Origin of the sequence: Kitasatospora sp. NPDC088861 (assembly GCF_044750105.1) — a bacterium.
Taxonomy (GTDB): domain Bacteria; phylum Actinomycetota; class Actinomycetes; order Streptomycetales; family Streptomycetaceae; genus Kitasatospora.
The window spans coordinates 1-14,082 of record NZ_JBIVJF010000004.1; the positions used below are offsets into that span (position 1 = coordinate 1).

The following is a 14,082-nucleotide window of genomic DNA, read 5'->3' on the forward strand; positions in this document are numbered from 1 at the left end:
TGACTTTTGGCACGCTGTTGAGTTCTCAAGGAACGGACACTTCCTTCGGACCGCCTTCCAGCGGGCCCTCCGGGCGCTTCGTTCTTTCGTGTTTCAAGCTTATCAGATGTTTTCCGCTCCGTTTTCCGGAGTTTCATTCATCGGAATTCGCTTTCCGCTTGCCCCCGCTCTCTCGCGGCGACTCCGGAACTGTACGGGGACAGGACCGCCACATGCAAATCGCCCCCGCCCGGGGTCCCGGGCAGGGGCGATCCGATGTTCAGGCGCCGTCAGACGCGGCCCATCTCCTCGGCGATGGCCGCCACGAAGCCGTCGATGTCGGCCTCCGTGGTGTCGTACGAGCACATCCAGCGCACCTCGCCGGTGTGCTCGTTCCAGAAGTAGAAGCGGTAGTGCTTCTGAAGCCGCTCGCTCACCTCGCGCGGGAGGATCGCGAACACCGCGTTCGCCTGGACCGGGCGCACGATCTCGACGCCGTCGATCCCGCGAACGGCCGCCTCCAGCCGGCTGGCCATCGCATTGGCGTGCCCGGCATTGCGCAGATAGAGGTCGCCGGAGAGCAGCGCCTCGAACTGGACGGAGAGGAAGCGCATCTTCGAGGCGAGCTGCATCGAGGTCTTGCGCAGGAACTTGATGTTCCGCACCCGCTCGGGGTTGAGCACCACCACGACCTCGCCGAACAGCAGGCCGTTCTTCGTACCGCCGAAGGACAGCACGTCGACGCCCACGTCCGTGGTGAAGGCGCGCAGCGGCAGGCCGAGCGCTGCGGCGGCGTTGGCCAGGCGGGAGCCGTCGACGTGGACGAGCATGCCGAGCTGGTGGGCGTGCTCGGTGATCGCACGGATCTCGTCGGCGGTGTAGAGGGTGCCGAGCTCGGTGCTCTGGGTGATGGAGACCGCGAGCGGCTGCGCGCGGTGCTCGTCGCCGAAGCCCCAGGCCTGCTGGTCGAGCAGCTCGGGGGTGAGCTTGCCGTCCGGGGTGGGGACGGTGAGCAGCTTGATGCCGCCCATCTTCTCCGGGGCGCCGCCCTCGTCCACGTTGATGTGGGCGGATTCGGCGGCGACCACGGCACCCCAGCGCGGGAGCAGCGCCTGGAGGGCGACCACGTTGGCGCCGGTGCCGTTGAAGACGGGGTGGGCCTCGGCCTTGTCGCCGAAGTGGCGGCGGAAGACGTCCTGGAGGTGGGCCGTGTAGTCGTCCTCGCCGTAGGCGATCTGGTGGCCGCCGTTGGCGAGGGCTATCGCGGCGAGGATCTCCGGGTGCACGCCGGCGTAGTTGTCGCTGGCGAAGCCGCGGACGGCGGGGTCGTGCCGCCGTACCGCGTCCGTACGGGTGAGGTCGGTCATCGGGCTGTCAGCCACAGGTGCTGTCCGTTCAGTTCTGCTGCGGGGCGGTCCCAGAGGCCCGCCAGGTGTCCGGCGAGGTCGGCGGTGTCGGTGAAGCCGGCGAACTTCGCCTCCGGCTTCTCGGCCCGCATTTCGGGGCTGACCAGCGCCTTGATGACCAGGATCGCAGCCGCTGCGGTGGGCTCGCCGTCGGGGGCGGTGGTCTCCTTTTTGAAGGAGTCCGCCATGGCGAGGGTCCAGGCCTCGGTGGCAGCCTTGGCGGCCGCGTAGGCGGCGCCGCCGGCGGTGGGCTTGTGCGCGGCGGCGGCGGAGATCATCGCGTAGCGGCCGGCGGAGCTGCGGACCAGGGCGGGCTGGAAGGCCAGCGAGGTGTGCTGGAGGGTGCGCACGACGGTGTCGTGCAGGAAGTCCCAGTCGTCCAGGCGGGTGTCGAAGAAGGTCTTGCTGCCGCGCCAGCCGCCGACCAGGTGGAACAGACCGTCGACATGGCCGTGCTCGGCCTCCAGGTGGTCGGCCCAGTCGTGGACCTCCTGCGGGTCGAGCAGGTCGATCACCTGTCCGCTGACCTTGGCCCCGCGCACGGCGATGCGGGTGGCGTCCAGCGCGGATTCGAGGCGCTGGGCGTCGATGTCGGCACCGATCACGGTGGCGCCGTCGGCGGTGAGGCGGCGCAGCACCGCCTGGCCGGCCGGGCCGCTGGCTCCGGCGACGGCGATGACCTTGCCGGTCAGCGGGGACTTGGTGGTCGTGGTCACGCGGCGGCTCCCTGGATACCGGTGCCGGTGATGCCGGCGGTGGCGGCGATGACGCCGCCGAGCTTCTTGGACAGGGCCTCGTAGAACATGCTCAGCGGGAACTCGTCCGGGAGCACCGCGTCGCACAGCGCCTTGTTGAGGGCCTTGCCATCGGTGATGTCGAGCGGCAGCGCCTCGGAGCCCTTCGCCCAGGTGGAGGCGGGGTGCGGGGTGAGGTAGCGGGAGACCAGCTGGTAGGCGGCGATCCAGTGGGCCGGCTTGGGCCGGTCGATGCCGTCGCGGTAGAGGGTCTCGATCTCGGCGCAGAGCGCGTTGGTGACCTGCGGGGCCCGGTCCCAGTCGATGCTGAGGCGGTTGTCGCGCCAGCGCAGCGCGTCGTGCTTGTGCAGGTAGGCGAAGAGCAACTGGCCGCCCATGCCGTCGTAGTTGCGGACGCGGTCGCCGCTGACCGGGAAGCGGAACAGGCGGTCGAAGAGGATCGCGTACTGGACGTCGCGGGCGTGCGTGTTGCCCTCGGCCTCCAGTTTCACCGCCTCCTTGAAGGTGGTGAGGTCGCAGCGGAGCTCCTCCAGGCCGTACATCCAGAACGGGCTGCGCTGCTTGATCATGAAGGGGTCGAACGGCAGGTCGCCGTGGCTGTGGGTGCGGTCGTGGACGAGGTCCCACAGGACGAAGGTCTCCTGCGCGCGGTCCTGGTCCTTGAGCAGGCCCTCGGCGTCGGCCGGGATCTCCAGGCCGAGCTGCTGGACGGCGCTGGTGGTGACGGCGCGGAAGCGGGCGGCCTCGCGGTCGCAGAAGATGCCGCCCCAGGTGAAACGTTCCGGCGCCTTGCGCACGGCCACCGTCTCGGGGAAGAGGACGGCGGAGTTGGTGTCGTAGCCGGCCGTGAAGTCGGTGAAGGTGATCGGCACGAACATCGGGTTGTCGAAGCGGGTCCGCTCCAGCTCGGCCAGCCAGTCGGGCCACACGACGCTCAGCAGGACGGCTTCCAGGTTGCGGTCCGGGTTGCCGTTCTGCGTGTACATCGGGAAGACGACGAGGTGCTCCAGGCCGTCCTCGCGCTGGTCGGCGGGGTGGAAGGCGAGCAGCGAGTCCAGGAAGTCGGGCTCCCGGTAGCCGGTGTCGGCCCACTTGGCCAGGTCCGCGTCGACGGCGGCCAGGTAGGCGGCGTCGTGCGGGAACAGCGGGGCGAGCTCCTCGACGGCGCCGCGGACAGTGGCCAGCAGCGGGTCGACGGTGTGCCGCTGGACGGCGGACAGGTCGATCGAACCGTCCTTGGACTGCAGCGGGCGCAGCGTCTCGACGGCCTCCTTCAGGCGCAGCCAGGCCGGGTGGCCGGCGAGGGTCGAGACCGGGGCGTCGGCCGCCGCAGCGAGCCTTGGCGAAAGATTCTGCATCGGGGACTCACTTCGACAGGAGTTATTTCAACGGAGACACCATAAGTACGAAAGGTTCTCCTGTTCAAGGGGGTCGCGACCGACAAAGCTTCGGCGTGGCTCCGCCGAGACCCTGGCGGGGCCACGGGGCGCGGGCCCGCCGGCCGGGCGTCCGCCATGTGGACAGGGATCTGGATGTTCTGGACAGACGCACTGTCGGAATGCGAACCTCCCGCCATGCTCCCGGCGGTGATCACGGTGACCGAGTGCCACATCGGCCTTTTCCGGGCGCCCTCTTGTTGTCACGCCTGCTGTCGCGTGCGCGGCCTCTGCCGCCGCTGTCGCTGATCCGGCTCGGAGGGCGCCGCGGACGCGGGCCCGTACGCCGACCATGCCGTGTGTGTTCCGGCGCCGCCACCGGGGGGAAGTGACCCGCCGGGCCCGCGGCCGGCCCCGGCCCGCCCGTCGCCTCCCCTGTCCCACCCGGCCCCTGCCTCCTCCCTGTCCCGCCCGGCCCTTCCTCACTGGAGCCCTGCCATGACCATCCGCAAGCCGTCCGCCGCACTGCCCCTCGCCGCACTGCTCGCCGCGGCCGCCGCGCTGACCGCGTGCGCGCCGCAGGACGCCAAGTCCGACGGGGCCGCCGCCTCGGGCTCCTCGGGTGCGGCCGGTACCGCCGCGGGCTGCGCGCCGGGAGCGCTGGCGACCCGGACGGCGGGGACGCTGACCGTCGGCACCGACAAGCCCGCGTACGACCCGTGGTTCACCGAGGACAAGCCGGAGAACGGCAAGGGGTTCGAGTCCGCCGTGGCCTTCGCGGTGGCGGAGAAGCTGGGCTACCCCAAGGAGAAGGTCAGCTGGGTGGTCGCGCCGTTCGGCAAGGCCACCTCGCCCGGGGCCAAGGACTTCGACTTCGACGTCAACCAGGTGTCCATCAGTGACGAGCGCAAGCAGGCCGTCGACTTCTCCTCCGGCTACTACGACGTGCGCCAGGCCGTCATCGCGCTGAAGAACTCCAAGGCGGCGGGCGCGAAGAGCATCGCCGACCTGAAGGGCGCCAAGCTGGGCGCGCAGGTCGGCACCACCAGCCTCGACACCATCACCGACACGATCAAGCCGAGCGTCCAGCCGGCCGTGTTCGACTCCAACGACCTCGCGAAGGCCGCGCTGAAGAACGGCCAGGTCGAGGCGCTCGTGGTGGATCTGCCGACGGCCTTCTACATCACCGGCGCCGAGGTGCCGGAGGCGCAGGTGGTCGGCCAGTTCGCGGGGGCCACGCAGGGCGAACAGTTCGGCCTGGTGCTGGACAAGGGCTCGAAGCTGACCGGCTGCGTGTCGCAGGCGGTGGACGCGCTGCGCTCCGACGGCACGCTCGCGAGGCTGGAGAAGCAGTGGCTCTCCGACGCCGTCTCGGCACCGGTGCTCAAGTGAGCGGCGACGCGGTGGCGGCCGGTCCGGCGTCGGTCGCCAAGGGCCGGGACGGGAAGGGCCGCGCCGGGAAGGGCCGCGCCGGGAAGGGGCTCGAAGGGGGTGACCTCGACGGGGAGGGCCTCGACGGCGGCGGGGGCAAGGGGGACGACGACGGCTACCGTCCGTCCGAACGGCGGCTGGCGCACGAGGCGTACCGGCGCGGCCGGGCCCGCCGGTCGGCGCTGATGGCCGCCGGGTCGACCCTGGCGACGGCGGTCGCGCTCTACCTGCTGGTCGTCAACTCCCCCGGCTGGGAGGTGACTCGGAAGACCTTCTTCAACGCCGACTACGCCCGCCAGGCGCTGCCCGAGGTACTGAAGGGGCTGCGGCTCAACCTGGAGCTGATGCTCGGCTGCGGCGCCCTGATCCTGGTGTTCGGCCTGCTGCTCGCGGTGCTGCGGACGCTGCGCGGGCCGGTGTTCCTGCCGGTGCGGCTGCTGGCCACCGCGTACGTGGACTTCTTCCTCGGGCTGCCGATGATCATCTGCCTGCTGGTGATGATCACCGGGGTGCCGGCGCTGCGGCTCGGCGGGGTGACCACCGATCCGCTGGTGCTCGGCGGGGCGGCGCTGGTGCTGACGTACTCCGCCTACGTGTCGGAGGTGTTCCGCTCCGGCATCGAGTCGGTGCACCCCAGCCAGCGGGCCGCGGCCCGGTCGCTCGGGCTCACCAACGCGCAGGCGATGCGGTACGTGGTGCTCCCGCAGGCCGTGCGGCGGGTGGTGCCGCCGCTGCTGAACAACCTGGTCAGCCTGCAGAAGGACACCGGGCTGGTGTCGATCGGCGGGGCGATCGACGCGGTGTACGCGGCCAAGATCATCGCGGCCCGGTCGTTCAACTTCACGCCGTACCTGGTGGCGGGACTGGTGTTCATCGTGCTGACCATTCCGCTGACGCGGTTCGCCGACTGGCTGACCGCACGGACGAACCGTCGGCAGTTCCAGGGAGGTGCGGTGTGAGCGGGGACGTGCTCCGACTGGAGTCCGTGCGCAAGACCTTCGGCGGCCAGGTGGTGCTGCGCGACGTGGGGTTCGCGGTGCCCGAACACTCGGTGACGGCACTGATCGGGGCGTCCGGCTCCGGCAAGTCCACGCTGATGCGGTGCGTCAACCTGCTGGAGGGGATCGACGACGGGGCGGTCTTCCTGGACGGGGAGGAGATCACCGACCCGCGCGCGGACCAGGACGCCGTCCGCCGCCGGATCGGCGTGGTGTTCCAGTCCTACAACCTGTTCCCGCACCTGACCGTGCTGGAGAACATCACGCTCGCCCCCCGCCGGGTGCACGGACGGGGGCGGGCCGAGGCGGAGGCGGAGGCGCTGGGGCTGCTCGACCGGCTGGGGCTGGCGGCCAAGGCGAAGGAGTACCCGGACCGGCTCTCCGGAGGACAGCAGCAGCGCGTCGCCATCGTGCGGGCGCTGGCCACCGGGCCCCGGCTGCTGCTGCTCGACGAGATCACCGCGGCGCTCGACCCGGTCCTGGTCGGGGAGGTGCTCTCGGTGGTGCGCGACCTCAAGGAGCAGGGCATGACGATGGTCCTGTCCACCCACGAGATGGGGTTCGCGCGCGAGGTGGCCGACCAGGTCTGCTTCCTGGACGACGGGGTGGTGCTCGAACAGGGGCCGCCGGAGCAGGTGTTCGGCGATCCGCGGGAGGAGCGGACGCGACGGTTCCTCAGCCGGGTCGTCGCCTCGGGGCGGCTCGCGGGCTGAGCACCGGCCGGGGCGGCGGAGCGTGTGCCCGGTGGCCGCACACCGGGGGCACCACTGTGCGCCCCGGTGCGCGCCCTGCCCGCGCCCCGGCCACAGCGGTGATCGTGGACTGGACGACCGTCCAGACCGCGGTCGGCGGGCGACGGTGTGGCGGGCCGCACCGCACCGCCGTCGGCCGCCCGCCCTCTCCGCCCCGGGAGGCCGCCGTTGCACGGACCCTCGCTGATCAGCTGGCTGCTCGCGCTCCTCACCGCCACCGCCGGCGCCTACTGTCTCACCCGGCTGCGCCACTCCCCCTGCGCCGCCGATACCACTCACCACTTCGGCGCCCGCCGCCTGCTCGCCCGGGAGTCCGACGCCGCCGAGGCCCTGATGGGGCTCGGCATGGCCGCCATGGCCGTGACCGGCGGCGCCGTCCCGGCCACCGTCTGGGCCTGGGTGTTCGGTCTCCCCGCCACCACCTTCCTGCTCGCCGCCGTACGCGCCCCGGCCCGCCGGGCACACCGGCTGCACCACGCGATCGGTGCGCTCGCCATGACGTACATGGCGCTCGCGATGACCGCCACCCCCGGCCATCACCACCACGCCGCCGACGCGGGCACGCCGCTGCTGACCGGCTCCCTCCTGCTCTACTTCGGCGGCTACTCCCTGTGGGCCGGCACCCGGCTCCTGCACACGGCCTCCGGGGCCGTGGCACTCGGCACCGCCGGCCTGCCCCGGGCCTGCCGGCTCACGATGGGCATCGGCATGTTCGCCATGCTCCTGACCATGTGAGCCCGGATCGATCCAAGAGCCCATCCCTGACGTGGCGTTGGTCACTGGCCGGTCGAAAGCCGTTCCTCCGGACGTCATCAGCGCATAGGTTGGCAGGGAGCGCGTTGTCGCGTTCCGTGCGTACTCGGGGAGCCCATGCGATGACTGCCCTGATCGGCCTGCTGCTGCTCGGACTGCTGCTCTCGACCGTCGCGCCCCGGCTGCTGGCCCGGGCCCGCTGGGCGGAGCGCGAACCGGTGCTGGCGCTGCTGGCGTGGCAGTGCCTGGTGGTGGCCGTGCTGCTGTGCTGCGTCCTGGGCCTGCTGCTGGCCGCCTCCGCCGCGCTGCCCGAACTGCGCGCCCTGGTGTTCTCGGGCGCCCCGCACGGCGTCGAGGCCGCGTACGGCCTCCAGGACGCCGAGGGCTGGGGCCGACTGTGCGCCGCGGTGCTGGCGGCGGGCGGCCTGCAGACGGTGCTGGCGCTCACCCGCGAAGTCCGTTCCGCGAAGGCGATCCGCGACCACCGACATGCTCAACTCACGGTCCGTGCTCCGGAGTTGCCCGAGGCCATCGCGTCCGCCCGCAGCCGCCGGGAGCGGCTGGTGGTGCTGGAGAACGTCCGCCCGGAGGCGTGGTCGCTGCCCGGCCCGGACTCCCGCCTGGTGGTCACCACCGGCGCCCTCCAACAGCTGACCGACCGGGAGTTGGCCGCCGTCCTGAGCCACGAGCGCGGGCACGTCCGGGCCCGGCACCACTGGCTCCAGCAGTGCGCACAGGCGCTCGCCTCCGGTTTCCCCGGGGTCGGCGTGTTCAGTGCCTTCCGGGCCCAGGTGGAGGAGCTGGTGGAGCTGGCGGCCGACGACCGGGCGGCGCGCCGGCACGGCCGGCACACCACCGCCCTCGCGCTGGCCGAACTCAACCTGGACCGCGGGGTGTTCGGCTCCTGCCCGCCTGGTCTGGCGCAGTCCCCGCGGCGGGTGGACCGGCTGCTCGCGGGCCGTCCTCGGCTGTCCGTCCCGCACCGGCTGCGGCTCACCGTCGTCGCCCTCGCCGCACCTGCCGCGGCCGTCCTGCTGGCCGTCGCCCCGGGGCTGACCTCGCTCCTCTGAGAAGGCCCGCACCCCTTCGGAAAGGTCCGATCCGGGCGTCGGCCCACCGAGTTGACACCAGGTCAGCTTGCCGGCGGCTCGCCCAGCGGCCCGAGCGGAGCGCCGAGGGTCAGTTCGAGCACCTCGCGATGGAGCGGCCTGGCCTGCTCGTACCGCTCCCGACCGGTCCCGGTCAGGGTGATCACGATGGCCCGCCGGTCGCTCTCGCACATCGCCCGGGTGACCAGCCCGCCCTTCTCCAAGCGTGCGATCACCCGGGACAGCGCGCTCTGGCTGAGGTGGACGGTGTGGGCCAGCTCCTGCGCCCGCAGCGCATGACCGCCGCCCTGGCACCCCTCCACCAGGCGCTCCAGCACCTCGAACTCGCTCACGCCCAGTCCGCACTTGTCACCCAGCTCGCGATCGAGCATGCAGGCCGTGGCGGCATGCCGGGCCAGCAGGTCGCGCCATTGCGCGACGAGACCGGCCTCCGCCGGGGAGTCGAGATCAGCCACGGTGCCAGCCTAGCACGTGCGCCGTAAAATTATGTGTTCACATCTTATTCATTTGCATTGAATGCACGTGCATGTACTGTCCTCCCCATGACCACCGCGACCGCCACGTCACCCGACGCCCCGTCAACCAGCGGGCTGAGCTGGACACCCCGCCTCTGGGGCACCCTGATCGTGCTCTGCGCCGCCATGTTCCTGGACGCCCTGGACGTCTCCATGGTCGGCGTCGCCCTCCCGTCCATCGGCTCCGAGCTGCACCTCTCCACCTCCGCCCTGCAATGGGTGGTCTCCGGCTACGTGCTCGGCTACGGCGGCCTGCTGCTGCTCGGCGGCCGCGCCGCCGACCTGCTCGGCCGCCGCCGGGTCTTCCTGGTCGCCCTGGGCGTCTTCGCCGCCGCCTCGCTGCTCGGCGGCCTGGTCGACGACGGCGGGCTGCTGATCGCCGCCCGCTTCCTCAAGGGCGTCAGCGCCGCCTTCACCGCCCCCGCCGGCCTGTCGATCATCACCACGACCTTCGCCCAGGGCCCCGCCCGCAACCGGGCGCTGTCGATCTACACCACCTGCGGCGCCAGCGGCTTCTCGCTCGGACTGGTGCTCAGCGGGCTGCTCACCTCGGTCGGCTGGCGCTGGACGTTCCTGATGCCCGTTCCGGTCGCACTGCTCGCCCTGCTCTTCGCGGTCCGGCTGCTCCCCCGCCCCGCCGAGGAGCGCGCCAAGGGCGGCTACGACGTGCTGGGTGCGATCACCGGCACCGCGACCGTGCTGCTGCTGGTGTTCACCGTCACCGAGGCGCAGGGCGTCGGCTGGCTGAGCCTGCGCACCGTCGGCTCGCTGGTCGTGGTCGCCGCACTGGCCGCCGCCTTCCTGCTGGTGGAGAGCCGCACCGCCCACCCGCTGGTCCGGCTCGGCATCTTCCGCAACGGCTCGGTCGCCCGGGCCAACGTGATCGCCTTCGCCATGGCCGGCGCGTACGGCGGGTTCCAGTTCGTCGTCACGCTCTACCTGCAGCACCTGCTGGGCTGGTCGGCGCTGCAGATGGCCCTCGGGCTGCTGCCGGCCGGCGCGTTCATCGCGCTCTCGGCACCGTTCATGGGTCCGATCGTGGACCGCTTCGGCACCGGCAGGCTGCTGCCGATCGGCCTGCTGGCCCTGGTCGGCGCGTTCGCACTGTTCCTGCGGCTGGACGAGCACAGCTCGTACCTGGGTCTGGTCCTGCCCTCGATGCTGCTGCTCGGCGTGGGCTTCGCGCTGGCCTTCCCCTCGGTGAACATCGCCGCCACCGACGGCGTGGGCGACGAGGAGCAGGGTCTGGCCTCCGGCCTGGTCAACACCGCGATCCAGGTCGGCACCGCGGTGGTCCTGGCCGGCGCGACCGCGATGATCGCCGCCGGCAGTGCCGGCGGCGACAGCCCGCAGGCGCAGCTGGACGGCTACCGGCCGGCCCTGGTGTTCGTCACGGCGGTCGCGCTGTTCGGCCTGCTGATCGCCGCGGTGGGCGCCCTGGTCGACCGGCGGCGGACGTCAGCTCCCGCGCCGGTGCGGGACTACGATTACCCCCCGGTCGGGTCGAGCACGGCGCGGACCGAAGTCCTGACCAACCGCTGACCGTCGACCGCCGCCCGGGGGGCCGGCCCCCCGGCCCCCGCCGTCGGACAATGGCGCCGGCTCCACCAAACCCCCGTTTTGGTGGAGCCGGCCGTCTTCTGTACCGGGCGCCCGAGCGGCGCCCACCGGCGCGCGGTTTCACGGTGCGACTACCGGCTCCGCCAGTATATTGGCCCGGAGCCAACGAACGTTCGGAGCAGACACGATGGCACCTCGCGGGGATTCGGTCAATGAGGAGATGCGGCAACGCTCCCGTCTGCGCATCATGCGAGCCACCGTCGAACTGGTCGACCGGCACGGATACGCGGGCACCACGCTGACCGACATCGCCGAGCGGGCCGGGCTCGCGCGCGGGCTGCTCTCCTACTACTTCGACGGGAAACGGCTGCTGATGCAGTCGGCGACGCACCGGATGATGCACCAGTCGCTCTCCGGCGCGCTCGCCGAGCTGACCCCGGACGCCACGCCGGCGGCCCGGCTGGCCCGCGCGATCGACGCGGTTCTCACCCTCGCCCTGGAGCATCCGCGGGTGATGCGCTCGCACCTCGCGCTGATCCTGGACCCGGACTCCGGCGCCTTCGTCCAGGACCCGGAGCAGCAGCAGCTCGGCGCGATCCTCCAAGGCCTGCTGCTCGACTGGGGCGCACCGGACCCGGCCGCCGAGCACGCGGTGCTGCGCAGCGCGCTGATGGGCGGCTGCATCGGGGTGCTGCTGCCGGGCGCCGAACTCCCGCTGGCACTGATCCGGGCCGACCTGTTCCGCCGCTACGACCTGCCCTGGGAACTGGGCACCCCGCCGCAGGCACTGCCGCCGGAACGCGAACGGCCGCCGGCCCGCGGCTGACGGCGGGTGGACGGCGGCTCGGTGTCCGGGCGACCGATCGCGGGCGCCGGACCCGTACGCTCTGCCGGGAGTTCCTCTCAGCGTTCCTTGAGGATCGACGCCAGCAGGTCCACGGTCCGCTCCGGCGTGAGGCTGTCCACGCAGAGCCGCTCCATGACCTGGATGTACGCGTCGACGTCGTCCCGCTTGTCGAGGTACAGCGCGCTGGTGAGCTGCTCCAGGTAGACGACGTCCGCGAGGTCCTGTTCAGGGAAGCGCAGGATCGTGAACGCCCCGGACTCCCCCGCGTGCGCGCCGAATCGGAACGGCATCACCTGGATCACGACGTTGGCCTGCTCGGCGACGTCGATCAGGTACTGCACCTGGCCGCGCATCACCTTGGGCCCGCCGACGGGGCGGCGCAGCGCGGCCTCGTCGATCACGGCCCACAGTCGCGGGCTGGCGCCCTCGGTCAGCAGCTTCTGGCGACGCAGGCGGAGGCTGACCCGCCGCTCGATCTCCTCCTCGCTGACGACCGGCCGACTCTGGCCGAAAACCGCCCGTGCGTACTCCTCGGACTGCAGCAGTCCGGGGATGAACTGCACCTCGTAGGTGCGGATCAGCTGGGCGGCCTCCTCCAGGCCGACGTAGGTCTGGAACCAGCCCGGCAGCACGTCGTTGAAGCTGTGCCACCAGCCGGACTTGTTGGCCTCGCGGACCAGCCCGAGCAGTGCCTCCCGCTCCAGGCCGTCGTCCACGCCGTAGAGGCTGAGCAGGTCGGCGACGTCGCGCTCCTTGAAGCTGACGCGGCCGAGTTCCATGCGGCTGATCTTGGACTCCGAGGCCCTGATCGCGTAGCCGGCGTCCTCGCGCGTGATGCCGCGCGTCTCACGCAGGCGACGCAGCTGAGAACCGAGGAGGATCCGGCGGACCATCGAGCCGCCGCCCGGCTGAACTGTGGTCATGCGGTCGAAACCTCCACCTAGGGCAAACAGCGCACAGTCTGCCATCAGTTGAGCGCTCACGGTGCCGATACTGACGGATGTTCCTATCAGTTCCACACTCCACACACCAGGATGCACGTGCATCCGGCGCTTGCATATGCCAATAGTGCGACTGCACGTGAATCGACTCTTGCATCTGCAGTGAGCGCACACCACCATGGTGCACGTGCACCTGCACATCCCTGGCATTCCCGCGGGCTCCGCGTCGACCCCACGCGCGACTCCGTGCACCGACCCGGCAGCGTTCCCCCGCGCCACCGGGGGTTCGTGTGCGCGCGCGCTGGTCGAGGGGGCGGCCGAGCGGCCGAGCGAGTCGGAGGTGACCGGCATGACCCCGGCGGGTCCAGCCGTGTCCGCCCCCTTATGGGAGGAGCTCTTCATGAGCACCGGTACGGCTTTGGCGGTTGACCCCCATGTGGTCACCTGTACGCTCGCTCCTCGCTTCGAAGCCGTCAGAACCGCGCGCGACTTCGCCAGAACCTCTCTTCAGCGCTGGGGCCTGATGGAGCTGTTCGACGACGTCGCGCTGGTGGCCTCGGAGCTGGTGACCAACGCACTGCGGCATGCGATCGGCGCACGGCCCGACCCTGCGGGTGGCGTCCAGGGCGAGTACGACTTTCCCATACAGCCGACCCCTGAGGGCCGGCTGCCGATCCGAATAAGCCTGGTCCACCGCTCCCCCCAGGTGGTCTGCGCGGTGAGCGACCCGAGCTGCATCGGCCCGGTCGCCCGGGAGGCGGACTTCGTCGCCGAGTCCGGCCGCGGACTGCACCTGGTGGAGTCCTTCAGCCGCTCCTGGGGTTGGCACCCGCTGGGCAGCGGCAAGGTGGTCTGGGCCCTGTTCGAGGCGGAGCCGGCCACCGGTTCCGAACTCGGTGGACGGCACCGGCGCTCGGCCTAGCGCCAGGCGGCGCGCGGCCGGCCGAGGGAGGCCCCGGGAGGACCGCACCCCGGGCTCCGCGGAGCGGATCGGCGGGCCTGGCACAGGTGCGCCACGGGCTCCGGCCCAGCCCTCAGGGCGATTTCCACGACGATTCCCGGGCCTGTCTCCCGGACGAGCCGGCCGGACCGACGGCCGGGCACCCCGGCGGCCCGACTCCCGTCCACGTCCGGGCCCCCAGCCGTGCGCGGGACCACCCGCCACACCTGCGCGCGGTCGGCCGCGAGAACGGCCGCCACGAGAGCGCCCGTCATGTGGCCCCGGACCGGCCCCGGACAAGACAAAGGCCGTCGCGGTGTCAGCACCCACGACGGCCCCCCGATGGCAGGACGGCGGCCGGTCAGACCGCCAGGTGGTCGAACTCCCCGTCCTTGGCCCCCAGCAGCAGGGCGGCGATCTCGGCCCGGGTGTAGATGAGCGCCGGACCTTCCGGGAAGCGCGAGTTGCGCATCGCCACATCGCCCCCCGGCAGGGCCGCGAACTCGACGCAGTTCCCCTGGGAGTTGCTGTGCAGGCTCTTCTGCCAGACAACCCCCTTGAGGTCGGCGGCCGCCATCCCGTTGTAGGTGTCGTACGAGCCGTACGTGTCCTGCGAGTCGTGCATAGAAATCTCCCGAAGAGCTCCGGAGTGGTCGTCCAGCGCGGCGCTCCCGGCACCCGCCGAACGAACGGACCGGCCCCGTACCGGCCCGGCACAAC

At 71.7% G+C, this 14,082-nt stretch carries 14 protein-coding genes; 8 read left to right on the forward strand and 6 right to left on the reverse strand.

Annotation, left to right across the window (positions count from 1 at the left end; all coding sequences use genetic code 11):
* Positions 1-269 precede the first annotated feature (269 nt).
* The 3 genes from ACIP37_RS09255 to ACIP37_RS09265 are packed head-to-tail and all read right to left on the reverse strand — an operon-like array spanning position 270 to position 3,498.
* A complete protein-coding gene (locus ACIP37_RS09255; protein ID WP_363585907.1) occupies positions 270-1,346 on the reverse strand; it encodes a low specificity L-threonine aldolase in 1,077 nt (358 codons plus the stop codon).
* Positions 1,343-2,101: an SDR family NAD(P)-dependent oxidoreductase gene (locus tag ACIP37_RS09260; RefSeq protein WP_350875646.1), complete on the reverse strand. Its 759-nt coding sequence runs from the start codon at positions 2,099-2,101 to the stop codon at positions 1,343-1,345. The genes ACIP37_RS09255 and ACIP37_RS09260 overlap by 4 nt, the downstream gene beginning before the upstream one ends.
* The gene (locus tag ACIP37_RS09265; RefSeq protein WP_363585902.1) at positions 2,098-3,498 is read right to left on the reverse strand and encodes a DUF6421 family protein; all 1,401 of its coding nucleotides are present in this window, start codon (positions 3,496-3,498) and stop codon (positions 2,098-2,100) included. The genes ACIP37_RS09260 and ACIP37_RS09265 overlap by 4 nt, the downstream gene beginning before the upstream one ends.
* 516 nt (positions 3,499-4,014) lie before the next feature.
* Between ACIP37_RS09265 and ACIP37_RS09270 the strand changes: the two genes are divergently transcribed.
* From ACIP37_RS09270 to ACIP37_RS09290, 5 genes are all read left to right on the forward strand, one after another.
* Positions 4,015-4,908: an ABC transporter substrate-binding protein gene (locus ACIP37_RS09270; protein ID WP_363585901.1), complete on the forward strand. Its 894-nt coding sequence runs from the start codon at positions 4,015-4,017 to the stop codon at positions 4,906-4,908.
* Between the two features lie 176 nt (positions 4,909-5,084).
* Complete coding sequence (locus tag ACIP37_RS09275) at positions 5,085-5,906, forward strand: amino acid ABC transporter permease (protein WP_350875703.1); 822 nt, start codon at positions 5,085-5,087, stop codon at positions 5,904-5,906.
* Positions 5,903-6,658: an amino acid ABC transporter ATP-binding protein gene (locus ACIP37_RS09280; protein ID WP_063350137.1), complete on the forward strand. Its 756-nt coding sequence runs from the start codon at positions 5,903-5,905 to the stop codon at positions 6,656-6,658. The genes ACIP37_RS09275 and ACIP37_RS09280 overlap by 4 nt, the downstream gene beginning before the upstream one ends.
* Positions 6,659-6,865: 207 nt before the next feature.
* Entirely contained in the window at positions 6,866-7,432 is a 567-nt protein-coding gene (locus ACIP37_RS09285) for a DUF5134 domain-containing protein (protein ID WP_363631496.1), read from the forward strand.
* 140 nt (positions 7,433-7,572) lie between these two features.
* On the forward strand, positions 7,573-8,520 hold the full coding sequence (locus tag ACIP37_RS09290; RefSeq protein ID WP_363585899.1) for a M56 family metallopeptidase: 948 nt from the start codon (positions 7,573-7,575) through the stop codon (positions 8,518-8,520).
* Between the two features lie 62 nt (positions 8,521-8,582).
* On the opposite strand, the gene ACIP37_RS09295 is transcribed toward ACIP37_RS09290, so the two are convergent.
* Positions 8,583-9,014: a MarR family transcriptional regulator gene (locus ACIP37_RS09295; protein ID WP_363585898.1), complete on the reverse strand. Its 432-nt coding sequence runs from the start codon at positions 9,012-9,014 to the stop codon at positions 8,583-8,585.
* 87 nt (positions 9,015-9,101) lie between these two features.
* On the opposite strand from ACIP37_RS09295, the gene ACIP37_RS09300 reads away from it, so the two are divergent.
* Both ACIP37_RS09300 and ACIP37_RS09305 read left to right on the forward strand, forming a co-directional pair.
* A complete protein-coding gene (locus ACIP37_RS09300) occupies positions 9,102-10,616 on the forward strand; it encodes an MFS transporter (RefSeq protein ID WP_363585897.1) in 1,515 nt (504 codons plus the stop codon).
* A gap of 265 nt (positions 10,617-10,881) precedes the next feature.
* The gene (locus ACIP37_RS09305; protein ID WP_244293512.1) at positions 10,882-11,460 is read left to right on the forward strand and encodes a TetR/AcrR family transcriptional regulator; all 579 of its coding nucleotides are present in this window, start codon (positions 10,882-10,884) and stop codon (positions 11,458-11,460) included.
* A 77-nt stretch (positions 11,461-11,537) separates the two neighbouring features.
* On the opposite strand, the gene ACIP37_RS09310 is transcribed toward ACIP37_RS09305, so the two are convergent.
* Positions 11,538-12,404 (reverse strand): helix-turn-helix transcriptional regulator, encoded by an 867-nt coding sequence (locus ACIP37_RS09310; protein WP_063350131.1) that lies wholly within the window; start codon positions 12,402-12,404, stop codon positions 11,538-11,540.
* A 418-nt stretch (positions 12,405-12,822) separates the two neighbouring features.
* Between ACIP37_RS09310 and ACIP37_RS09315 the strand changes: the two genes are divergently transcribed.
* The gene (locus ACIP37_RS09315; protein WP_363585896.1) at positions 12,823-13,344 is read left to right on the forward strand and encodes an ATP-binding protein; all 522 of its coding nucleotides are present in this window, start codon (positions 12,823-12,825) and stop codon (positions 13,342-13,344) included.
* Positions 13,345-13,723: 379 nt separating this feature from the next.
* Here ACIP37_RS09315 and ACIP37_RS09320 read toward each other — a convergent pair whose 3' ends face one another.
* Positions 13,724-13,987 (reverse strand): DUF397 domain-containing protein, encoded by a 264-nt coding sequence (locus tag ACIP37_RS09320; RefSeq protein ID WP_363585895.1) that lies wholly within the window; start codon positions 13,985-13,987, stop codon positions 13,724-13,726.
* Between the last annotated feature and the right edge of the window lie 95 nt (positions 13,988-14,082).